Here is a 22,900-nt window from a genome sequence, read left to right as displayed (position 1 = left end):
GTGAATCACTTAACCCCTGCATATGATCTGGTTGTCGGACTTGGGCGGTCCGGTCTCTCCATGGCCCGGTTCCTCAAATCTGTGGGCCGCAATGTTGTGGCCACCGATATTGATCCTTTAAAGAAAAAAGAGGCCGGCCTTCTGGAATCTTTAGGAATCCAGACCATGATCGGCGCCCATGATCAAACCGTTTTTGACAAGGCCTCAACCATTATTCCAAGTCCGGGCATTCCCCTGGCCATTGACCCGATCAAAAATGCCGCAGCCAAAGGGGTGAGCATCACAGGGGAACTGGACATCTTTTTTCAGTACAACACCACCCCGGTGATTGCCGTAACCGGCACCAACGGAAAGACCACCACCACCAGCCTGGTCGGCGAAATGATCAAGGCCTCAGGATTTTCCTGCTTTGTGGGCGGCAATATCGGCACCCCGCTGGTGGACTATCTTCTCCTGGGCAGTCCCCGGGATTTTGTGGTGGCTGAAATCTCCAGTTTCCAGCTTGACCTTGCCAAAACATTCACCCCCCATGTGGGGGTCCTGCTCAATATTTCCTCGGACCACCTGGACCAGTACCCGGACTTTAGGGCCTATGAAGACTCCAAGTGGTCTGTGTTTGCCAACCAGGGCCCCAAAGACATTGCCGTGATCAACAAAGAGATCCAGGGAATTTCCAGAAAAAAAGCCGTCATCCAGTCCCAGGTTTTTGAATTTTCATCCCGGTCACAGGTCAGCCTCGGCGCCAGTATAAAAGAGGACACCATCCAGATCAGGACCCCAAAAGAAAAAGTTGACATCTGCGTCAAAGAAATTCAAGGACTGGCCGGAATCCACAACCAGGAAAACATTGCAGCAGCAGCCCTGGCCGTGCTCGGAGCCGGGGGCAGTCTCCAGGGCATCACCCATGCCCTGGCAAACTTTACCCCTCTGGGCCACCGCATGGCCTTTGTCAAACAACTGGACGGAATCCGCTTTTTCAACGATTCCAAGGCCACCAATACAGATGCGGTGTTAAGGGCTTTGGAAAGCTTTGACTCTCCTGTCATCCTAATTTTGGGAGGACGGGAAAAACGCACAGATTTCACCCAGCTCATCCCGGGAATCACCCCCCATGTCAAACAGATCATGGCCATTGGGGAATCAAAGGAAAATATCATGGCCATATTCAAGGACCGCCTTCCGGTCTTTCAATGCACAGACATGGCCCATGCCGTGGCAGACGCTTACCTGTCCGCCGCTCCCGGAGATGTTGTCCTGCTCTCTCCTGCCTGCGCCAGCTTTGATATGTATGCCGACTACGAAGAACGGGGAAGAGACTTTGAAGCCCAGGTCAGCCATCTGGGCAATGGAGGGCTGTTATGATAATAAAGCCCCAGTCCCTGAACCCGTTTTTCAAAGAAAAGTCCATTTTGTTTCCTGTTCTGCTTTTGGCCGGCATCGGTATTGTTATGGTCTATTCCGCCTCCTCAAGCATCAGCATGGAAGAGCACAACACCCTGTTTTATTATATGAAACGCCAATCCATCTTTTTAGCCTTAAGCCTGGGGGTGATGTTTACCGCAGCCTCTTTTCCCTATAAATTATACAAAAGCATTGCCTATATCATCCTTTTGGTGGCCATCGCCCTTTTGGTGGCGGTTCTGGTTCCGGGCCTGAATGTAAAGGCCGGAGGGGCCTACAGGTGGCTGAACCTCGGTGGGTTCACCTTTCAACCGGCTGAATTTGCCAAGCTGGCCCTGATTATTTTTTTAGCCTATTCCCTGTCCAAAAAACAGGAAACGATCCAACAATTTTCAATTGGTTTTCTTCCCCATGCCATGATTTTCGGACTTTTTGCCCTGCTGATCATCAACCAGCCTGATTTTGGGACCATTGTGGTCCTGGCCATGATCTGCTGGGGCATGATGTTTGTTGCCGGGGTAAGACTGCTCCACCTGCTCTCCCCTCTGCCTTTGATCATCCCCATTGTCTATTTTCTGGTATTTAAGGTAGAGTACCGGCTTTTGCGCATTACCACCTTTTTAAACCCCTGGGACGACCCCTATAATACCGGATACCAGATCACCAATTCCCTCAAGGCTTTCGGCGCCGGCGGGTTTTTCGGCAAAGGCATCGGCCTTGGCATGCAAAAAATGCACTATCTGCCCGAACCCCACACGGATTTCATCTTTTCCATTATCGGAGAAGAACTTGGTCTTATCGGAGTTGTGGTCATCCTCACCCTCTACGGCATCATCCTTTTCACCGGAACAAAGATTGCCAGAGAGGCAGACTCTGCGTTCGGTGCCATCACCGCAGCAGGCATTACCTTGTACATCGGGGTGCAGGTCATCATCAACACAGGGGTGGCCTTAGGTGTGCTGCCCACCAAGGGGCTGACCCTGCCCTTTATCAGCTACGGGGGCACCTCTTTGATTATCAATATGGCGGCCATGGGCATTTTAATGAATATCGGGGCACAGACAGATGAAAAAAAATAAACGCATTATCATTGCCGGCGGAAAAACAGGGGGACATCTTTTTCCCGGCATTGCCGTTGCCCAGGCCCTAAACGCCCAAGACCCGACATCCCGCATCCTTTTTGTGGGGACCAAGGCCCCGTTTGAAATCAATACCCTGGCAAAATACGGATTTGCCCACAGGTCCATTTTGTCCAGGCCAGTCAAAGGGGGCAGTCTTCTGGGCAAGCTCTGGTCTTCCATTCTGGTCTTTGTCAGTCTGATCCAGGCCATGGTGATCATCATTGGATTCAGGGCAGATTTTATCCTTGGGGTGGGGGGGTTCTCATCCTTTGCCCTGGTTTTGGCAGGCCGTATCCTGGGCAGAAAAACAGCCATTCAGGAGCAGAACGCCATCCCCGGCATGACCAACAGGCTGCTGATCAAAATTGCCCATACCATTTTTATCTCCTTTGAACAGACCCGGGGCATGCCTGTGAATCACAAAACCTTTTGGGTGGGAAATCCCATCAGAAACGCCCCTATCCCTGACCCACAAGGGTTAAAGCTTGACACCTCACCCTTAGATAAAATCAGCCCGGATGATTTTCTTATCCTGGTCACAGGGGGCAGTCAGGGAGCCGCATCCATTAACCAGGCATTCATCCATGCGGTTGAGCTGACTAAAGAAAACAAAAATCTGTTTATTATCCACCAGACCGGGATGCACAGCGAGGAGGATATTAAAAAATTTTATGAGTCCCACCCTGTCAGAGGCGTGGCCCAAAAATTTTTCCATGAAATGCCGGCCATCCAGGACCGTGCAGACTTGATCATCACAAGGGCCGGGGCCTCCACCCTGTCTGAACTCAGCGTCAAGGGCAAGGCCGCCATCCTGATCCCCTTTCCCCATGCAGCAGACGATCACCAGACAGCCAATGCCCGGAACCTGGCAGACAAAGGGGCTGCTTTGGTGGTTGCTGACTCGGATCTTTCAGGAGAATTACTCCAGACCATGATTCAGGACTTGAGGAGCCACCCGGAAAAAAGGAACTCAATGGAAAAGGCCATGAAATCCCTGGCCATGCCCCATGGGGCAGTGCGTATTGCCGGACACATCCTGGACTGCCGGACCCAGCACCTAAAAGGAGAGAATTAATATGTATCAGCCTGATTACCATATCCATTTTGTCGGCATCGGCGGCATCGGCATGAGCGGAATTGCCGAACTGCTTATCAACCTGGGATATACCGTGTCCGGATCGGATTTAAAGCTCTCCCATATCACCCAGCGTCTCGAGGCCAAAGGTGCCAAAATTTTCCAGGGTCATGCAAAAGAAAATATTTCAGATGTGAATGTGGTGGTCACCTCTTCTGCCATTGCAGATGAAAACCCCGAAGTGGTCCGTGCCAAAGCCTTGGGTCTTCCCATTATCCCCAGAGCTGAAATGCTGGCAGAACTCATGCGGATCAAATACGCCATTGCCGTATCCGGTGCCCACGGCAAGACATCGACCACGGCCATGATCTCCCAGATTCTCAATACCGCAGGCCTGGATCCCACCGTCATCATCGGCGGGCTGCTCCAGGGGCTGGACACCAATGCCCTGCACGGCAATGGTGAGTTTATCGTGGCCGAAGCCGATGAAAGTGACGGCTCGTTTCTCAAATATGCCCCGTCCATTGCCGCGGTCACCAATATTGACCTTGAGCACCTGGACTACTACACTGACATTGAGGATATCAAAGACAAATTTGTCCAATTTATCAACTCTGTCCCCTTTTACGGCCTGGCCATCCTCTGTCTGGACAACGAACACATCCAGAATATTCTGCCCAGGATCACGGTGCGCCACATCACCTACGGCTGCTCAGCCCAGTCAGACCTCCAGGCAAAAAACATTGAGTTTACCCATGGAAAAAGTAAATTTTCAGTCTTTGCCAAAAATGAATGCCTGGGCGACATCCTTTTGAATATTGCAGGACAACACAACGTTCTCAATGCCATGGCCGGCATTGCCACGGGCCTGGAATTAAATATTCCCTTTGACACCATCAAACAGGCCCTGGAAGAAATACAGGGGGTAAAACGCCGCCTGGAGATCAAAGGGGAGAAAAAAGGCATCACCATCATGGATGATTACGGCCATCATCCCACGGAAATTGCCGCCACCCTGACGGCCGTTAGAGAAAGCTATCCTGACAAACGCTTGATGGTGGTATTCCAGCCCCACCGGTACACCAGGACAAAGGCTTTGTTTGAAGAATTTTCCCGGGCCTTTTACCAATCTGACATCTTAATGGTTCTGCCCATTTACGCGGCCTCAGAGGAGCCTATCCCCGGAGTGGACGGAGAAACTCTGGTCAAGGGCATTTGTGACCACGGCCATAAAAACGCAAATTTTGCCCCGGATTTCACCCAGGCCCTGTCCATGATCACCCACAAGGCCAAACCCGGAGATATGATTCTCACCCTGGGTGCAGGCGATGTTTACACCCTGGGTGAAAAACTTGTGGAGATTCTTTAATTCATGAATACGGCCTTTACCAATTCAAAGATTTTAAAAGGGGTTGACCTTCGAACCAACCATGCCCTGGCCAGATATACCAGCTTTCAGGTCGGCGGCCCTGCTGATTTTTTTGCAAAACCTTCAACCAGAGAGGAACTGGCCTCTTTGATCAGGATCGCCCGAAAAGAAGGCCTTCCGATTACCGTGCTGGGCGGGGGAACCAACACTCTGATTTCAGATCAGGGCATACGAGGCCTGGTCCTTGTTCTCACCCGTCTTAAGGCAACACCGCAGCTAGAACCGGGGTTAGCTAAAGACCAAACAAAATTAGGCGCCCTGGCAGGAGACTCCCTAGCAGCCATTTGCCGGTTTGCCATGGAAAACAGCCTTTCAGGACTTGAATGGGCCGCCGGCATTCCAGGAACTATCGGCGGGGCAGTCATGATGAATGCCGGATCAGGAAAAAAGGAAATAAGCCATTTGATTGAGAGTGTTGAAGTTTTTGATCTCAACACCCTCTCCTGGAAAACGATCAAGGCAAAAAATCTTAACTTCAGATACCGAAGCCTTGAACTTGAGGATACCATTCTCATAAAGGCATGGCTGGCACTTACCCCGACAGACCCCGGCCAAATACAAAAAGCCCATCAAGCACACCTTGAGGCCAAAAGAGCAAGCCAACCGGTTTCCCAGGCCAGCGGCGGCTGCTTTTTTAAAAATCCATCTTCACACCCCTCTGCAGGCCGGCTTATCGAAGAGGCCGGATTAAAGGGATACACCCTTAACGGAGCCATGGTCTCAGCCTTGCACGCCAACTTTATCATCAATTATGACAATGCCACCTGCAAAGACATCCTGGCCCTTAAACAGGTGATTCAAGACCAGGTCTATAAAAAATTTGGAATTAAACTCAAATCAGAGGTAAAAGCCATTGGCAACTAAATCCATAAAACAGAACCGGTACAAACCTGCGCCCGGCTCCGACCGGCAGCAAAAAGCCAACTCAGCCCAGGACAAGAGAATGATTTTCAAAGGGACTCTCCTTGTTATCATGATTCTCTTTATGACCGTTACCTATGTTTTTCTCCACGATATCGTGGTGCAAAGCCCTTTGTTCACAGTCAAGAGTGTGGACATGTCAGGGGAAAGTCGGGCCTCTAAAACAGAATTGATTGCCAGGGCCGGATTGGACCAGCCTGTTAACCTCTTCAGCCTTTGCCCAAAATTGATTGAAAAAAAATTATGCGCCCATCCCTGGGTGGCAAAAGTAAAGGTTGAACGCAAATTATTTTCCCGTGTCAAAATCAGCATCAAAGAACAGGAACCCCTGGCCATTGTGGCCATTGAAAACTTGGCCGACATTGTTATCAATACCCAGGGGGTTCCGTTTAAGGAGTATGATCCGGAAAATGACCACCTGAAGATGCTGCCCGTGATCTCGGGAATGGATTTGAGTCTGTCCAACAATACCTACCTGTTTGAAGGTCAAATTTTTAATTCAATTATGGATTTGCTGCAGACCCAAAAGACAGACCAGATAAAATCCATTCACGGGGATGAAAACAGAGGAATTTTAATAAAAACGCTAGACATTTACAATAAAAAAATTTATATTGAAAACAACAATGAAAATAAAGAGGGGAATGAGGCCTTGATCCCCATCAAACTAGGGTTTGACCAATTTGATAAAAAGCTGGCCAGGGCCAGAAAAATCAGCCGGTATATGGCGGCAAACTTTCTTAGTAAAACAATATTGGCCATGGATCTTTTTGATATTGAAAAAATATTTGTCAAAACAGAAGATGCTCTGCACAACACTTTAGAAAAGGGGGTTTAATTTGCAGGGAAATGAAAAAATAATAGTAGGTCTGGACATCGGTACCACCAAAATCTGTGCTGTGGTGGGCGAGATGCTGGATGAGGAGATCAACATCATCGGTGTGGGCTCCCATCCGTCCACAGGGCTTCGCAAAGGATCGGTTGTCAATATAGAGTCAACAGTGGACTCCATTAAAAAAACAATCGAAGAAGCAGAGCTCATGGCCGGCTGTGATATTTCCTCTGTTTATGTTGGTATTGCAGGCAATCATATCAAAGGGTTCAACAGCCACGGCATCATTGCCATCAAGGGCCGGGAAATCACCCAAAGCGATGTTGAGCGGGTCATTGATGCGGCCAAGGCCGTTGCCATCCCGACGGACAGAGAAATCCTCCATGTCATTCCCCAGGAATTCATTGTGGATGATATGGAGTCCATTCAGAACCCCGTGGGCATGACGGCCATCCGGCTGGAGGCAAAAATTCACATTGTCACCGGAGCGGTATCCTCTGCCCGGAATATTGTCAAATGCTGCAACAAGGCAGGGCTTGAGGTCTGTGACATTGTTCTGGAATCTTTGGCTTCGGGCCAGGCCGTGCTCACGGATGAAGAAAAGGAACTGGGATGTGTCCTGGCGGACATGGGCGGCGGAACAACTGATCTGGCCCTGTTCAAGGACAACAACGTCAAATTTATTTATGAGCTTACCGTGGGCGGACACAATCTGACCAATGATATTTCCATCGGCCTGCGCACCCCTTTGCCGGAGGCTGAAAAAATCAAAATTGAGCACGGCACCTGCGTGCCCCAGAATGTCAGATCCGGAGCGACCATTGAGGTGCCTGCCGTGGGCGGCCGGGAACCCAAGCGGCTGGCCCGGGGAATTTTGGCTGAAATTCTCGAACCCCGGGTGGAAGAAATTTTTTCCCTGCTCAAACAAGAACTCTTTTCCAATGGGCTTGAAAATGCTTTTCCCGCCGGTTTCGTACTTACAGGCGGCTCTGTGGTCTTGGACGGTATCTGTGATATTGCAGAATCCGTATTCAGCGTACCCGTGAGAGTAGGAGAACCCGACCGCATCGGCGGGCTCAAGGATATTGTTAAAAACCCGGCCTATGCGACAGGCGTGGGGCTTGTGATTTTCGGATCCAATGCCAATTGCAAAACGGACTTTAAAGAGACCGATGCCAAAAGCTGGAACGATTTATTAAACAGAATGAAACAATGGTTTAAAGATATAATTTAATTACCTTAAGGGAGGTGGATATGACTTTTTCTTATGTGGAGAACGACAATTCGGCAAAAATCAAGGTCATCGGTGTGGGTGGTGCAGGCGGCAATGCAGTCAACAACATGATTGACGCAAAACTCTGCGGCGTTAAATTTATTGTGGCCAACACAGATGCCCAGGCATTGGAGCAATCCAAGGCAGAGGTAAAAATCCAGCTGGGCACAGACCTCACAGAGGGCCTGGGCGCAGGGGCTGATCCCAATGTCGGCAGGGAAGCTGCCGTTGAAAGCATGGATGAAATCAGAAGCGCGCTTGAAGACAGCCACATGGTATTTATCACGGCGGGATTCGGCGGCGGCACCGGTACCGGAGCGGCTCCCATCATCGCTGAAATCTGTAAAGACCTTGGGATCCTCACCGTGGCCGTGGCATCCAAGCCCTTTTCCTTTGAAGGCAAAAAACGGGAAAAAGCCGCCATCGCAGGGCTTGAAAGACTTCATGGCATCACAGACACCGTCATTACCATCCCCAATGACCGTCTCCGGGGAATTGCCCCCAAAGGGGCCCGCATGGTGGATATGTTCATCAAGGCCGATGAAATCCTTCATCATTCTGTCAAAGGCATCACAGATCTGATCATGATGCCCGGACACGTCAACCTTGACTTTGCAGATGTCAAAACCACCATGCAAAAGGCTGGCAAAGCGCTCATGGGTATCGGTATTGCCTCTGGCGAAAACAGGGCAACCGAGGCGGCTGAAAAAGCCATTTCCCATCCCCTGCTTGAAGATATTTCCATTTCAGGCGCCAAAGGGGTGCTCATGAACATCACCTCAAGTTCTGATCTTACCTTGGATGAAATGACCGAGGCCTCGGACCGGATTTACGAAGAAGTCGGTGATGATGCAGAAATCATCTGGGGCCAGACCTTTGATGAAGATCTTGGTGATGAAATGAGAATCACGGTCATTGCCACCGGAATTGACCAGGAAGAACCTGCACTTGCCGAAAATATGCACAGGTTTGATCCCAAACCGACACAGCCCGTGGCCGCAGCTGCCGTGGCAGGATCACACCCGGCATATGCTGCCGGCGCCTATGCCGCCGCACCCGCCCGGGAAATTGCCCAGCCTGTGGGACAGCATGAAGTCATTGCCCGGGGCGTGGTCAGGGATGCCACAGAGGCAGATCTTGCCAATTGGAACGACAACCCTGTCCGTATCACCCAAAAACGGGTGGTCGGAGACGAAGATATTGTCCAGGATTACCCAATGAGTTTTGATAATGACGATCTCGAGGTGCCCACATTTTTGAGACGAAAAGCTGATTAACCATGAAAAAGAGGCGCAAGCCGGTCCAGGCCCCCTTAAAAGAAGAGGGGGCTGTTGTCAAACGGGGCCGGGGCCTGACCAAAGTCGCATTGGTCTACCCCAATACTTACAAGGCAGGCATGTCCTCCCTGGGATATCAGACGGTTTACCGCCTGGCCAACCAGAATGAGGCCATTGCATGTGAACGGATCTTTTTACCCCACACCAGTGAAAAGAATCCAAGAATCAAAAGCCTTGAAACCGGCTTGCCCCTGGATCAATTTGACATGATCCTGTTCTCTGTCTCCTTTGAGAACGACTTTTTGAACCTTGCCCGGCTTTTAAGGGCAACAGACATCCCCCTGCGGTCATCTGATCGAAACCACATCCACCCCCTGGTGGCTGCGGGGGGAGTTGCCTGCTTTTTAAACCCAGAACCCATTGCCCCGTTCATGGATCTTTTTCTGCTCGGGGAAGCTGAATGCCTTTTAGATCCATTTTTTGATCTGTTTTTCAAATCCAAAACCAGATCAGACCTGCTTGAAACCATCGAAGAAAAACTGGCCGGGGCCTATGTCCCTTCCCGCCACAGGCCCATCCTCTATGACCAGCCCCCCCCTGTTTCAAACAAGATCCAGGTTCAGTATATAAACGACCTGTCAAAGGTTAAAACCACAACCGCCATCATGAGTTCAAAAGCGGCGTTTAAAGAACGGTTTCTCATCGAAACCCTCAAAGGCTGCCCCCATGGGTGCCGGTTTTGCACGGCAGGCTTTATCTACCGCCCCCCAAGAATTTATCCCTTGGCCAATATCCTCAAAGCCGTGGACGAGGCGGCCCTTATAACCGATAAAATCGGCCTGGTCAGTTCGGCGATTCTGGATCACCCGGATATCCACAAAATTTGCCAGTATGGAAGGAACAAAGGGCTGGGTCTTTCTTTTTCCTCTTTACGGGCTGACAAGCTCGACGATAAAATCATCACCATCCTGGCCGACTCCAAGGTAAAAACCGCCACCATCGCCCCGGAAGCAGGATCCCAGCGAATGCGCAATATCATCAATAAAAAACTAAACCAGAAACAGATTTTATCTGCTGCCAAGGCCCTTGTGGACAAAGGCATTTTCAACCTGCGCCTCTATTTCATGATTGGCCTGCCCTTTGAGACAAGAAAAGATGTCCAGGCCATCGTGGATTTGACCCTTGGAATCAAGGCCGTATTTTTGGAGGCCTCAAGAAAAAAGAAAAAAATCGGCACCATTACCCTGAGCATCAACCCATTTATCCCCAAACCCTGCACCCCGTTTCAATGGTCTGCCATGGAAGATCTTGCAGAACTCAAAGCCCGGGTATCCATTATCCGCCAAGGGTTAAAAAAAGTCGGCAACCTGGTATTAAACTTTGAATCCCTTCGCCAGGCAAGGGTCCATGCCCTGCTCTCCCTGGGCGATCAGCGGGCTGCACGACTTATTGAACTTGCAATGGAACACGGATGGACCCGGACCATGAAAATGGAAAAATCATATTGCGACCGTGTGGTTCTAACGTCCAAACCCCTTCCATCGGATACAGATTTTCCCCCTTCCCTTCCCTGGGATATCCTAGCCCATAAGGTCTCAGATAAATTTTTATTCAAGGAATTTCTCAGAAGCCGGGAAGAAAAAAACTCTCTCTCCTGCCCCATGAAACCCTGCTCAGAGTGCAAGATCTGCATGAGCGTCCAAGATACGCCATAGCCATTTGAACGGGCATGCTCATTTATATGCCAAAACAGATGCCCAATTTTTGAAATTTTGCTTGAGGTTATGCTCAATTAATTCTATAAGAAACAGTTGAAATTTTATGTAATGAATTTTTGGTGATTGCCGTGTGTGGCATCATCCTTATAGTATAAACAAGATGAAAACGATTAGGAGGTTTTATGTCAACTCTTGTATTTGGTCACAAGAACCCAGATACCGATTCCGTGGTTGCCGCCATTGCGCTGGCCGACCTTAAAAAATCACTTGGTGAAGATATTGCACCGGCCATTCAGGGTCAGCTGAACCCTGAGTCCAAATTTGTTCTGGACAAATTTGGCCTGGCAGCCCCTGAAGTCATCACCAGTTTTGCCGGCAAAGATGTATATCTTGTGGATCATTCAGACCTGGCCCAAAGCCCTGACGATTTGGCTGATGCAAATATCCTGGGTATTGTGGACCATCATAAATTGGGCGATGTCACCACAGGACAGCCCCTGGAATGCTGGATCTGGCCTGTAGGCTGTACCTGCACCGTCATTGCATCCATGTATAAATACTTTGATGTTGAAATCCCCAAGGGGATTGCCGGTGCAATGCTTTGCGCCATTCTGTCTGATACGGTAATCTTCAAGTCTGCCACCTGCACGGATTCTGACAAAAAAGTCTGTGCCGAACTGTCTGAAATCTGCGGTGAAAGCGATCTGGAAACTCTGGGCATTGAAATGTTCAAGGTTAAATCAGCCGTGGAAGGCACGCCCATCCGCGAACTGGTTCTCCGTGACTATAAAGACTTTAACATGAGCGGAAACGGCGTTGGCTGCGGCCAGCTTGAACTGGTTGATCTGTCCATTGTTGACGGCATCAAGGCAGATCTTGAAAAAGATATCCGTGATCTTAAGGCTGAAAAAGGCCATCACACCGTCCTGCTCATGCTCACCGACATCATGAAAGAGGGCACTGAGCTGCTCATCGCATCCGACGATGAAGCTGTTGTGGAAAAAACCTTTGGTGCCAAAATTGCCGACTCCAAATGCTGGCTCCCCGGCATCATGAGCCGTAAAAAACAGATCGTTCCTGATCTGGAAAAAACCTTTGGCTAAATGTCTGGATAGGGTTTAATACCAGAACAAACGCCTAAAGTATAAAAGGGCCTGGGAAATTTTATTTTCCCAGGCCCTTTATATTTTGCAGTCCCAGAGGGATACCATATCTGGAGATCAGGAGGGACTGATCGGGCAGGTCCCTCCCGATCAAGGCAGACCCAAATCAGGCCTTTTGTCTTTCCAGGCTGGTTTCAAATACCGTTTTAAGCTTTTCAGAAAGCATGGCCACATCAAAGGGTTTTAAAATATAATCATCACACCCTTTTTCAATCATCCCGAGAAGATCATCTTCCTTGGCATATCCGGAACAGACCAGGACCCGAATCTCAGGCGCAAGTTCCCGTATCCTTTCATAGGTTTGAACACCGCTCATTTTCGGCATGACCATGTCCAGGATAATCAGGTCAATATTGGAACCGTCCTCTTTAATAACAGAAATGGCACTGGCACCGCTTTGGACCGCCACCACTTCATACCCTAATGTTTCAAGCATTTCCGAGCAAACCGCAATCCCCCCTTTTTCGTCATCCACCAAAAGCACCCGGCCCTTGCCCGTAATCAGCTTTCGCTCCTGGGTTCTGGGAAGGCTTAAAAAATCTTTTCTGATCCTCGTTTCCGTGGCAGGCAGATAGAACATGAACACTGCCCTGCCCGGGCTGTGATTCCACCTGAAAACTGCCCTTATGGCCCTTGATGATCCCGTAAGCCGTGGCCAGCCCAAGCCCTGTTCCCTTCCCCCTTTCCTTGGTGGTAAAAAAAGGATCAAATATTTTTGCCTGGGTTTCCTTGTCCATGCCCATGCCTGTATCGACCACACTTATTTTCACATAGGAACCCGGAAGGGTCAGGCCGGCCTCTTCGGTCTGCCAGTCTTCCATGACCACATTCTCAGACTTGATGGTAATTTGTCCGCCATTGGGCATGGCCTGCCAGGCATTGACAAATAAATTCATCAACACCTGCTTGAGCTGCCCCTCATCCACTACCGTGCTCCAGAGTTTCTTTTCCAGATACTGGTGAATAAGGATGTCTTTTTTGGTCCTACCGAACATTTTGGCGGACATTTTGAGCAGATAATTAAGGTTAAGGGTGCAGGTCTCCTGACATCCTTTCTGGGAAAACCCCAGAAGCTGCCGGGCCATGTCAGCGCCATTGTTGACATATTCATCAATATTGGCAAGCCGTTTAAAAACCTCACTTTCTCTGTCAAACCCGCTTTTTACCAATGAGGTATATCCCTGGATTCCCATGAGGATATTATTAAAATCATGGGCAATACCGCCGGCCAGCGTGCCGATGGCTTCCATTTTCTGTGCCTGGCGAAGCTGGGCTTCCAGCCGAAGCCGCTCGGTCACATCCCGGCCCACCGCATAAATTCCCTTTCCCTCGTTTGTTGGATCCTCTCCGGGCAGGGTGATGGCCGAGGCCTTTAACTCCATAAAGGCAAAGGCGGAATAGGGATCGGTTTTGTACCGCTGGGGATTGGATTTTTAAATCTCAAATTCATTTCAATACGGGGGTGCCTTGGCCTGCCTGGGGTCACAGCCGCTTCCATATCCCGGACCCGGTTCCTGTCATCTTCATGCAGCAAATCTTCAAAAGGCATGCCGATGAGCACCTGTTTGGGAAATCCCAAAACCCTTTCAAACTGTTGATTAACAAAGGAAAAGCATCTCTTTTTGTCCAGGGTAAAAATCAGGTCAGGAGAATTATTGACCATGTATTCATATTGTTTCTCAGAGGCTTCCAAGCGGGCGGCAAAGGCCTTTTTCTCTGCAAGCAAATTGCTCTGGGTCACGGCGTTTTTCACCGTTTTAACCAGATCTGCATATTCAAAGGGTTTTTTAAGATAATCCCAGGCACCGAGTTTCAAAGCCTTGACAGCAGACTCAACAGAGGCAAACCCAGTCATGATAATGATCAGCACTTCGGCATCCAGACCAAAAATATGGTCCATGACCTCATACCCGTTCATTCCGGGCATGGAAATATCCAAAAGGATCAGATCAAACCGATGCGCTTTAAACAGGGCAACAGCCTCTTGTCCATCAAAGGCCGCCTGTACCTCAAACCCCTCTCTGGCCAGGCAGTGGGAAATATTATCAACGATACGTTTTTCATCATCAACAACAAGAATCTGTTCAGGTCTCATATAAGATCTTTCCAAATCGGTGTCTGCTTTCCCCCAATAGCCCTTTAAACTTTTTCATAACAGATCAAACCGCAACGCAGACAGCGGCCTGCCTCTTCCCTTGCGGCGTCAGAAGAAAAACCGGTTGAAAACCGGTCATTTCTTTTATGTTCTCCTGCTGAAAATTCAAGGATATTTCGGGGTGAAGGAACAACCTGGTTCAGGGATTGGACATCCTGGATCATGGATTTTGGTGTGATCATTCTGTCCGGATCTTGGTGTTCAATGCCGTAAATCATATGGTGCATCAGGGTTGCTGCTTTTCTTCCGCCGTTGATGGCTGCCACAGCCGACGGGTATTCGGAAATGACATCCTGGCTGGAAAGCAGTCCCAGTTCCCTGTTTGCATCTGGTTTTTTGACCAGTTCTACACCTTCCCAAGTCAGCGGCATTGCTGAATCACCATCCATATCTTTTGTTTCATCATTTTCATCACACCCCTGGGGCACGAAAACCAGCTCTGGAAAACGCCCCGCCCCCAAGATAAGATTGTTAGTATCAATAACATGTTTCACGCCTGTGTCAAGCTCTATATACTCAACCCCGGTTAAAGCAGCCTCTTTTCCTAAAATCTTTATAATTCCGGTATTGTAGAGGATGTTGACCCCGGCACTTGCAAGGGCATCAATCCCGGCTTGATCAAAGGATGAATCCTTGGCCTCTTTTCGTGAAATTACAAATATTTTTTCAGCCCCGGAGGCCTTGAGAATCTCGACGGCTTTGGGAAGACGAAGACCGCCCCCGGCAATAACAACAGTCTTACCGGTATCAGGTCTTAGGGACTCTTGCTCTTTGCTGCGAAGCAGGTCAATGAGCAGGTAGGTGCCGGGAATGATGTTGGCCGCCCGGTCCAAATCCCCGGAGGCCAGCCTGGAATCCCACCCCCCTGTGGCCGTAAAGACCGCATCATATCCCTCTTGTAAAAGCCCTGGAATGGTAAAATCCTGTCCCGCCTTTTGACGGGTGCGCATCTCCACCCCGAGATCAGCAATCCCCTGGATATCCCAGTCCAACACATCCATGGAGAGCCGATCCCTTGCTATGGCCTTTCTTAAGATACCGCCCAAAGAATCTCCAGCCTCAAAAACAACAGAATGATGGCCTAAACGGGCGGAAAAATACCCGGCAGAAAGTCCTTCAACCCCGCCGCCGATCACAGCAATTTTTTTATCGGTGGCAGGTGCGGTATAGGGCTGAATCCGCTTGTCCTGATTCATTTCATAATCACAGACAAACCGCTTTAAGTGGTTAATGGCCACAGACTCATCCTGAATCAGACGGCGGCAGTCAAACTCACACAGAGCCGGACAAATTCTTGAAATCACTGTGGGAAAGGGCATTCTCTCCTTAATCACCTGCAAGGATCCATGATAGTCTCCCTCCTTGATCAGTCTGATATACTCTTTAATATCAATGCCGGAAGGGCAGGCTCTTTGGCAGGGGGTGGTACATTCATCCCGGGTGTATTCGCGCATAATTCTGCGGGTCACCGAGGTGAGACGGATAATATTTTTGGGACAGATACTTTCACAGGCACCGCAGCCCGTACATTTTTCCTGGTCTACATGGGGAAGATGATCCTCTCCAATGGAAAGGGCACCGAACTTACAGGCGGTCACACAGGTTCCCAAGCCCAAACAACCGATACGGCAAACCTTCATCCCGCCCATGAGCATGGCCGCGGCCCTGCAGTCCCTTATGCCATTATAATGGTAATTGAGATCTGCGTCCTCATTTCCATAGTGGCACCCGGGCCGGGCAAATTCAGGTTCCTTATCAGAAATGGAAACCCCCATGATTGCAGCAATGGCCACGGCCACCTCTTCACCGGCAGCCACACAGGAATTGACATCCTGCTCTCCTTTGGCAATGGCCTCTGCATTGGCGGTGCAGCCGGGGTATCCGCAGCCTCCGCAATTTGCCCCTGGCAAAGCATCGTCAATGGCGACAACTTTGGGGTCCTCATATACATAAAACGCTTTTGATGCGATCACCAGAGCCGTACCAATCGCAATGCCCAATCCACCCATCATCATAATTGATTGCAGCATTATCCTTATGTCTCCGTTGTGTATATATTATCCTGCCAAATATCATCTCCTCGTTTAGTCCACATCCTGTATAGGCTTAACCCGGGCATAATGTCAACAATATCACTGAAATTCTCACAGGGTCATCGCATGTAACTTTTATTAAGATTCGTCCTTACCCGGCTGGAATAGGTGAGGGGGATTCCGTTAAATCTTAAGCGGTCGTCCTGACCGCTTAAGAAGCGGAAATGATCGGACCTATGCCGTCCTGGCGGGCCGCTCATTTACGCCACTCCACCCCCTTCACCCTATCCCAGCCTGGCTCTCCTGGCTTGTTATAGTATATGAGCATCGAACAAAATTTTCCTAGACATCGCTGCACAGATACGATATATATGGCAATAAACACAAGGAGTTGCCAATGAACGAAAAAAAATCTCTTGAAACTTTTTTTGACAATATTCAGGACCCCAGACACCACAATAAGCTTCATAATTTAATTGATGTCGTCATCATCGCAATTTGTGCGGTAGTTGCTGGCGCAGACACTTATGAGCAAATTGAAAACTTTGGCAAAAAGAGAAAAAGGTGGTTGTCAAAATTTCTAAGCCTTCCCCATGGGATACCCTCCCATGACACCTTTGGCAGAATTTTTGAAAGGATGAACCCGAATGAATTTCAGAGCAGTTTTATGCACTGGGTTCAGTCGGTTGCAAAGATGACCAAAGGTCAAGTCATTGCAATCGACGGCAAAACTCTAAGGCGTTCACACGATACCTCCAATGATAAGAAAGCCATTCATATGATCAGTGCGTGGGCTTCGTCTAATAAAGTGGTTTTAGGGCAATTAAAAACCGAAGAAAAATCAAATGAAATTACGGCCATTCCAAATCTTTTAAAACTTTTAGATATCTCGGGCTGCATTATAACCATTGATGCCATGGGCACTCAAAAGAAAATCGCTGAAACCATAATAAACAAAGGGTGTGACTATGTCCTTGCCCTGAAAGAAAATCATAAAACCTTGCATGATGAAGCGGTACTTTTTTTCAATAAAATGGAAGAAATGAAAAATCAGGGGTACCAGTTTAATGAACAGACCAGTTTTGACGGAGGGCACGGTCGAGTCGAAACGCGCAGGGCTGTGATAACCTCTGATATTGATTGGTTTGAAGATAAAAAAAGTTGGAAAGGTTTGAAAAGTATTGGAATGATTGAATCCACCCGGGAAATGGACGGCCAGATCAGTCATGAAAAGCGATATTATATATCGAGCCTGGATAGCGACCCCAATATTTTTGGTAATGCTGTCAAGAGGCATTGGGGAATTGAAAATTCAGTGCATTGGGTATTGGATATTGCGTTCCGTGAAGACGAAAGCAGAGTCAGAAAGGGGAACTCTCCTGAGACTTTTGCAGCGATTCGGCACATTGCATTAAATTTATTACGGAACAATAAGACATTTAAAGGGAGTGTAAAAACCAAAAGGTTGAATGCTGCTATGGATATCAAATATCTGGAGGAAGTTATGTTTGGATGATACTTGAACCAATCAAAACTATAGGCACTTTACAATATTTACAGGGAATGTTCAGAATTCTGTGTCACGGTTTCGGTTCCCGGATCTGCCTCAGCGCCAGCGGAAGTAAAAGTCAGGTCCGAGAATGGGCCTTCAATCAGCCACGTCGGAGGAGTTGACTTTTGCTGGAGTGGAGTTCCTGGAACCATCTTTTCCATCTGTAAATAAATCCCTATCAAATTCCCAGCTCTTTATCCAGCCGGCCTTCAAAGAAAATTGCCAACTGGGAAATTGTCAGTGACCAATTTTGAATCGGCATTGTCCATTTTTTACTGGCGTTCTGGATCCCCATGTAAAGCAGCTTTAACAGGCTGTCCTGGTTCGGGAATGATCCCTTTGTTTTGGTCAGTTTTCGAAACTGTCGATGCACAGCCTCAATGGTATTTGTGGTGTATATTATCCGTCGAATCTCTTCTGGATATTTAAAGAAATGACTGAGGCGTTCCCAGTTGTTCCGCCAGGATTTTATCACAATCGGGTATTTGTCATTCCATTTATTTTCCAAGATATCCAGTTCTTCTTCGGCCAGATCCTTATTGACCGCTTTATAAACACGTTTTAGATCTGCCATAAATTCCTTTTTATTTTTGGAACCAACGTATTTCAATGAATTTCGGATCTGGTGGACTACGCAGAGTTGAACTTCTGTGTCCGGGAATATGGTCTCAATGGCCTCGGGAAAACCTTTTAGACCATCAACACAGGCAATCAGGATATCTTTTACCCCTCGGTTTGAAAGGTCTGTTAACACCTGCAGCCAGAAGTTCGCACCCTCATTCTCGGATATGTACAGCCCAAGAACCTCTTTGCGGCCCTCGATATTCACCCCAAGAATTGTGTAAACGGCTTTGCTGCCGACCTTTCCGTTTTCTCGTACTTTATAATGTATGGCATCAAGCCATACGATTGGGTACACATTTTCCAACGGCCTGGCCTGCCATTCTTTGACGGTATGGATGATTTTATCGGTAATGGTGCTCAGAGTGGCATTTGAAATCTCAAGTCCATAGATTTCCTGTAAATGGGAAGCCATATCATTATAACTCATGCCCAGGCCGTAAAGGGCTATTATCTTTCTTTCAATTTCATCGCTGAGCGTTGTCTGATGTTTTTTGACGATCTGTGGAGAGAAGGTTCCGGCCCTGTCACGCGGGGTTTCCAGCTCAAATTTACCATCCAGGGATTTAATGGTCTTTTTGCTTTTTCCATTACGGCGGTTGGCAGAAACTTCCTGCCCGAGATGGGACTCCAACTCTCCTTCAAGAGCAGCTTCAGCAAGATTTTTGATTAATGATGTAAGGACGCCGCCCTTACCTATGAAGGGTTTACCTTCCTGGATGCCTTTAAGGGCTTTTTGAAAATCAAATTCGGTGTTTTCTTCGGTCATGTCAGTTCTCCTTATTTAGCTGAGTATATCAGCTTTCATTCAACTGACACAGAATTTTGAACGCCCTTTATTTATATGCGTGAGCCCTGGAAATTCTCAGGCCTGACATTGACAAAAATGACTCAGTAGTATATATCCCAAAACATTGTTCAGGGTCAGCACGTGAGAGTATAAGTAAACTATGGGGGACAAACCTATGGCTAAAGATATTATAACGCTCAACGAAAACCAGCTTGAATATGAACCCGGCGAAACCATTCTGAATATTGCCAGTCGAAATCAAATAGACATTCCCACCCTCTGCCACCTCAAACATACAAACCCCACCCATACCTGCAGGGTTTGTGTGGTGGAAGTTGCAGGACAAAAAGACTTGGTTGAATCCTGTGTAACCCCGGCAGAACCCGGCATGGTTATTTTAAGTAAATCACCACGGGTGATTGAGGCCAGAAAAAAGATTATTTCAGGCCTTCTGACCCGGGGGAATCACAATTGCGCCATTCGAAATTTTGACACCATGGACTGGACGGATTTCCAGCTTGAGGTCCTCAAGTCAGACGGAAAGCAGGACCTTTGCCCGGTATGGGGGGATTGTGAACTCCAGGATCTGGCCTACCGCTATCAGGTTCAGACAAAGGGGATGCCCCAGAACCTGTGCAAATATAAAACAGAACGGGCCAACCCTTTCATTATCAGAGATTTTTCCAGGTGCATCCTTTGCGGCAGATGCATCAAAGCCTGCAGGGAAATCCAGGTCAACAACGCCATTGAATTCGGTTACCACGGTGAAGAGATGAAAATCATTGCCGGCAATGACAATCACCTCAAAGATTCTGATTGTGTATTTTGCGGAGAATGCGTCCAGGCATGTCCCGTGGGTGCCCTGATTCCTGACAGGGAATTTCGGGACCATCGGTTTACCCCCACCGAAACGGTGAGAACCACCTGTTCCTTTTGCGGGGTCGGCTGTCAAATGGATGTATTTGTCCAGGACAATAAAATCGTTAAGATCGACGGGGCAGACCCGGATCTGCCGCCCAACAATGCCAGCCTCTGCGTCAAAGGCAGGTTTGGATACGACTTTGTCTCCTCGCCTGATCGGCTTAAATCCCCCTTGATCAAAAAAAACGGCAAGCAGGTACAAGCCTCCTGGGACGAGGCCTTGGACCTTGTGGCCTCAAAACTGACATCCATCAAGGACACTTACGGACCTGATGCCACAGGGGTTCTGACCTCGGCCAGGATCACCAATGAAGACAACTATGCGGCCATGAAATTCACCCGGGGGGTCTTAAAGACAAACAATATTGACCATTGTGCCCGGTTGTGACACAGCTCCACCGTAGCCGGTCTGGCTGCAGCTTTTGGAAGCGGTGCAATGACCAACTCCATCGCCGATATTGAAGACTCGGATGTGATCCTGGTGACAGGTTCAAACACCACTGAAAATCACCCAGTGCTCTCTTCGTTCATGAAACGGGCAGTCCTCAAGGGAAAAACACTCATCCTCATTGACCCGAGAAGAGTCCATCTGGCCGACCATGCTGAAACATGGCTGCGGCCCACCCCCGGAACCGATATCGCCTGGATCAACGGGTTGATGAACATTATCATTTCAAACCATCTTGAAGACCGGGAATTCATTGAAGCACGGTGCGAAAACTTTGATGCCTTAAAGGCCACCGTGGCCAAATACACCCCGGAACATGTTGAAAAAATCACAGGCATTCCCCAATCAGACCTGATTGAGGTGGCCGAAAAATTTGCCCGGGCCGATGCCGCCTCCATCTGCTATTGCATGGGCATTACCCAGCATACCTGCGGCACGGACAATGTAAAATCCCTGGCCAATCTATCCATGCTCTGCGGTCATATCGGCAAACCCGGGGGCGGTGTCAACCCCCTTCGGGGCCAGAACAATGTCCAGGGCGCCTGTGACATGGGAGGACTGCCCAATGTATTCACCGCTTACCAGCCCGTGGCAAGCCCTGATACAAGGGAAAAATACCAAAAGGCCTGGCAGATTGAAGACCTGTCCTCAACCCCGGGGATTGTGGCCACAGAAATGTTCCAAAAGGCCCATGACGGAGAGATGAAATCCTTGTTCATCATCGGCGAGAACCCCATGATCTCGGATCCAGATCTCAACCATGCAAAAAAAGCCCTGTCCAACCTGGAATTTCTTGTGGTCCAAGATATTTTCGAGACTGAAACCACGGCCCTTGCCGATGTGGTTCTGCCGGCCTTTTGCTTTGCCGAAAAAAACGGGACATTCACCAACTCGGAACGGCGGGTTCAACGGGTCAGAAAAGCAGTTGAAGCGCCGGGGGAGGCCAGGCCGGACTGGCAGATCATCTGCCAGATTGCCCAGCGCATGGGATATGATTTTTCCTATGAAAACAGCCATGAAATTTTCAAAGAAATCACCAGCCTGACGCCCTCGTACAGCGGCATCACCTGGGAACGCATTGAACAGGAAGGAATTCACTGGCCCTGCCCGGATATAAACCATCCTGGCACCCCCATTTTACACTCCTCCCAGTTTACACGGGGCAGGGGATATTTCCATGCCATTGAGCATGTGCCTGCGGCAGAACTAACCGACCAAAGCTATCCCTTTATCCTGACCACCGGCCGGGTGCTCTACCATTACCACACCGGCACCATGACCATGCGCACCCATGGGTTAAACAGGCTCTCACCTGAATGCTTTGTTGAAATATCCAACGGTGATGCCACAAAACTGGGGATTGACCACGGACAAATGGTCAAGGTTTGCTCGAGACGGGGACGGATAAAGGCAAAACTCAAGGTGTCAAAAAAAGCCGTGGACGGGACCATTTTCATCCCCTTCCATTTTGCCAAGGCTGCGGCCAACAAGCTGACCAATTCAGAACTTGACCCTACGGCAAAAATTCCGGAATTCAAGGTCTGCGCCATTAATATTGAGGCAGCCTAGACCTTTTTTTAAACGCTCAACCAAAGCGCGAGCCTTTGCAGACTGCATTGGCCTGCTCTTTGTGTAAAATTGAAAGATCCAATTCCCGGCCTGTTTCATGTCCAAAAGGATCCAGCCTTGTTTACCCCCCTTTTAGACCGATAAAAAAGGTTCAACCGGGACAACCCAGCTTAAAACGGATGCGGACCACCCCGGCCTCAAATCCTGCGGTTGTAATTTTAAACGCTCCGATCTGCCCTGTTGAACTGACATGGTCGCCAATACAGGGACAGGCATCATAATCGCCCATGCGCACAATTCTAAATTGGCTCAGTTTTGCCTGGCCGGGTACCCGTTCAATGTTAAACTGCTTTTGGGCCTCCTGGCTTGACATGATTTCAAACCCCACAGGATAATCCGCTTGAATGGCCTGATTCACCTCATCCTGAACCCTTTGAATTTCTTGAGCCGTGAGAGGTCTTTCAAAATGATAGTCGCATTTTGATTTTTTGGAATTGATATGGGCGGAAAAACACCGGCTACAATTAAAAAGCCGGACCATGGCCTGGTTCAGCAGATGTTCGGCAGAATGCATCCTGGGATAATTGGACATCATACACAC

15 protein-coding genes and 1 pseudogene are annotated in these 22,900 nt (G+C 48.8%); 12 read left to right on the top strand and 4 right to left on the bottom strand.

Annotated elements, in window-relative coordinates:
* From murD to HUN05_10325, 10 genes are all read left to right on the top strand, one after another.
* Positions 1 to 1,362 (top strand): UDP-N-acetylmuramoyl-L-alanine--D-glutamate ligase, encoded by a 1,362-nt coding sequence (murD, locus tag HUN05_10370; GenBank protein ID WDP85487.1) that lies wholly within the window; start codon positions 1 to 3, stop codon positions 1,360 to 1,362.
* Positions 1,359 to 2,480 (top strand): putative lipid II flippase FtsW, encoded by a 1,122-nt coding sequence (gene ftsW / locus HUN05_10365; GenBank protein WDP85486.1) that lies wholly within the window; start codon positions 1,359 to 1,361, stop codon positions 2,478 to 2,480. The genes murD and ftsW overlap by 4 nt, the downstream gene beginning before the upstream one ends.
* Complete coding sequence (murG, locus tag HUN05_10360; GenBank protein ID WDP85485.1) at positions 2,467 to 3,597, top strand: undecaprenyldiphospho-muramoylpentapeptide beta-N-acetylglucosaminyltransferase; 1,131 nt, start codon at positions 2,467 to 2,469, stop codon at positions 3,595 to 3,597. The genes ftsW and murG overlap by 14 nt, the downstream gene beginning before the upstream one ends.
* 1 nt (position 3,598) lies before the next feature.
* A complete protein-coding gene (locus HUN05_10355; GenBank protein ID WDP85484.1) occupies positions 3,599 to 4,966 on the top strand; it encodes a UDP-N-acetylmuramate--L-alanine ligase in 1,368 nt (455 codons plus the stop codon).
* Between the two features lie 3 nt (positions 4,967 to 4,969).
* A complete protein-coding gene (murB, locus tag HUN05_10350; protein ID WDP85483.1) occupies positions 4,970 to 5,890 on the top strand; it encodes a UDP-N-acetylmuramate dehydrogenase in 921 nt (306 codons plus the stop codon).
* Positions 5,880 to 6,785, top strand: coding sequence for an FtsQ-type POTRA domain-containing protein (locus HUN05_10345; protein WDP85482.1), 906 nt, complete (start codon positions 5,880 to 5,882; stop codon positions 6,783 to 6,785). Before murB ends, HUN05_10345 begins: the two co-directional genes overlap by 11 nt.
* A 1-nt stretch (position 6,786) precedes the next feature.
* Positions 6,787 to 8,013: a cell division protein FtsA gene (gene ftsA / locus HUN05_10340; GenBank protein WDP85481.1), complete on the top strand. Its 1,227-nt coding sequence runs from the start codon at positions 6,787 to 6,789 to the stop codon at positions 8,011 to 8,013.
* Between the two features lie 20 nt (positions 8,014 to 8,033).
* Positions 8,034 to 9,329: a cell division protein FtsZ gene (gene ftsZ, locus HUN05_10335; protein ID WDP85480.1), complete on the top strand. Its 1,296-nt coding sequence runs from the start codon at positions 8,034 to 8,036 to the stop codon at positions 9,327 to 9,329.
* A 2-nt stretch (positions 9,330 to 9,331) separates the two neighbouring features.
* Positions 9,332 to 11,044, top strand: coding sequence for a radical SAM protein (locus HUN05_10330; GenBank protein ID WDP85479.1), 1,713 nt, complete (start codon positions 9,332 to 9,334; stop codon positions 11,042 to 11,044).
* Between the two features lie 185 nt (positions 11,045 to 11,229).
* Complete coding sequence (locus HUN05_10325) at positions 11,230 to 12,150, top strand: manganese-dependent inorganic pyrophosphatase (GenBank protein WDP85478.1); 921 nt, start codon at positions 11,230 to 11,232, stop codon at positions 12,148 to 12,150.
* 166 nt (positions 12,151 to 12,316) lie between these two features.
* On the opposite strand, the pseudogene HUN05_10320 reads toward HUN05_10325, so the two are convergent.
* Positions 12,317 to 14,305, bottom strand: a pseudogene (locus tag HUN05_10320) (response regulator).
* A 44-nt stretch (positions 14,306 to 14,349) separates the two neighbouring features.
* Positions 14,350 to 16,395, bottom strand: coding sequence for an RnfABCDGE type electron transport complex subunit B (locus HUN05_10315; protein WDP85477.1), 2,046 nt, complete (start codon positions 16,393 to 16,395; stop codon positions 14,350 to 14,352).
* Positions 16,396 to 16,795: 400 nt separating this feature from the next.
* Here HUN05_10315 and HUN05_10310 point away from each other — a divergent pair, with 400 nt between their 5' ends.
* A complete protein-coding gene (locus HUN05_10310; protein WDP85476.1) occupies positions 16,796 to 17,914 on the top strand; it encodes an ISAs1 family transposase in 1,119 nt (372 codons plus the stop codon).
* A 214-nt stretch (positions 17,915 to 18,128) separates the two neighbouring features.
* Here the strand turns inward: HUN05_10310 and HUN05_10305 are convergent, their stop codons facing one another.
* Positions 18,129 to 19,340, bottom strand: a complete 1,212-nt coding sequence (locus HUN05_10305; protein ID WDP85475.1) for an IS256 family transposase — start codon at positions 19,338 to 19,340, stop codon at positions 18,129 to 18,131.
* Between the two features lie 196 nt (positions 19,341 to 19,536).
* Between HUN05_10305 and fdhF the strand changes: the two genes are divergently transcribed.
* Positions 19,537 to 22,299 carry a formate dehydrogenase subunit alpha gene (fdhF, locus tag HUN05_10300; protein ID WDP85474.1) on the top strand — a complete coding sequence of 921 codons (2,763 nt, stop codon included), beginning with the start codon at positions 19,537 to 19,539 and terminating at the stop codon, positions 22,297 to 22,299.
* Positions 22,300 to 22,450: 151 nt separating this feature from the next.
* Here fdhF and HUN05_10295 read toward each other — a convergent pair whose 3' ends face one another.
* Complete coding sequence (locus tag HUN05_10295; GenBank protein WDP85473.1) at positions 22,451 to 22,894, bottom strand: hypothetical protein; 444 nt, start codon at positions 22,892 to 22,894, stop codon at positions 22,451 to 22,453.
* Between the last annotated feature and the right edge of the window lie 6 nt (positions 22,895 to 22,900).

This window comes from Desulfobacter sp. (assembly GCA_028768545.1).
GTDB lineage: Bacteria > Desulfobacterota > Desulfobacteria > Desulfobacterales > Desulfobacteraceae > Desulfobacter.
The sequence above is the reverse complement of the archived record's forward strand: the minus strand, read 5'-3'. Positions and strand labels throughout refer to the sequence as shown.

Excerpts from the sequence above, each read along its gene's own strand:
- ftsW (WDP85486.1), top strand. The coding sequence starts at position 1,359 with ATGATAATAAAGCCCCAGTCCCTGAACCCGTTTTTCAAAGAAAAGTCC.
- murG (WDP85485.1), top strand. The coding sequence starts at position 2,467 with ATGAAAAAAAATAAACGCATTATCATTGCCGGCGGAAAAACAGGGGGA.
- HUN05_10355 (WDP85484.1), top strand. The coding sequence starts at position 3,599 with ATGTATCAGCCTGATTACCATATCCATTTTGTCGGCATCGGCGGCATC.
- murB (WDP85483.1), top strand. The coding sequence starts at position 4,970 with ATGAATACGGCCTTTACCAATTCAAAGATTTTAAAAGGGGTTGACCTT.
- ftsZ (WDP85480.1), top strand. The coding sequence starts at position 8,034 with ATGACTTTTTCTTATGTGGAGAACGACAATTCGGCAAAAATCAAGGTC.
- HUN05_10330 (WDP85479.1), top strand. The coding sequence starts at position 9,332 with ATGAAAAAGAGGCGCAAGCCGGTCCAGGCCCCCTTAAAAGAAGAGGGG.
- HUN05_10325 (WDP85478.1), top strand. The coding sequence starts at position 11,230 with ATGTCAACTCTTGTATTTGGTCACAAGAACCCAGATACCGATTCCGTG.
- HUN05_10315 (WDP85477.1), bottom strand. The coding sequence starts at position 16,395 with ATGCTGCAATCAATTATGATGATGGGTGGATTGGGCATTGCGATTGGT.
- HUN05_10310 (WDP85476.1), top strand. The coding sequence starts at position 16,796 with ATGAACGAAAAAAAATCTCTTGAAACTTTTTTTGACAATATTCAGGAC.
- HUN05_10305 (WDP85475.1), bottom strand. The coding sequence starts at position 19,340 with ATGACCGAAGAAAACACCGAATTTGATTTTCAAAAAGCCCTTAAAGGC.
- HUN05_10295 (WDP85473.1), bottom strand. The coding sequence starts at position 22,894 with ATGATGTCCAATTATCCCAGGATGCATTCTGCCGAACATCTGCTGAAC.